This window comes from Massilia sp. CT11-108 (assembly GCF_047302915.1).
Classification (GTDB): Bacteria; Pseudomonadota; Gammaproteobacteria; order Burkholderiales; family Burkholderiaceae_D; genus Telluria; species Telluria orientalis.
Genome location: NZ_JBKYMO010001320.1, coordinates 1 through 379 on the forward strand (window position 1 = coordinate 1; position 379 = coordinate 379).

Annotated in this window: 1 pseudogene; it reads left to right on the forward strand. The window is 71.0% G+C overall.

The annotated features are described in order from the left end of the window. Positions 1-111: 111 nt before the first annotated feature. A pseudogene (locus tag ACEN88_RS34600) lies at positions 112-379 on the forward strand (hypothetical protein); the annotation flags it as partial.

Below are 379 nucleotides of genomic sequence, written 5' to 3' on the forward strand. Positions count from 1 at the left end.
AAATTACTTGGCAGGCGCGGGTGCCGGAGCAGCCGGTGCGGCTGCCCGCGCAGGGCCCCGCGCCAGTGGCGTTGTAAACAATGCCGCGGCCCGCGCATTGAGGAGCCGCCGATGAAAACGACGATGAAGGTCATGGCCGTGCTGCTGGCACTGGCCGCCGTGGGCTGCAAGCAGCATGGCGACGACGCCCAGCGCAAGACCAAATTCCCCGGCATGGTGACGGCCGACGGCGGCACGAGCGGCCAGGTGATGGCTGCACATGGCGGCCCGAAAACGAACGCCGTGTACGCGGGCGGCACGCCAGGCATCGCCGGCGGCTCCGTGCAGGAGACGGGGCAAGGCCCGAGCCAGGGCGTGACGCCGCCCAGCGGTCCCGGGA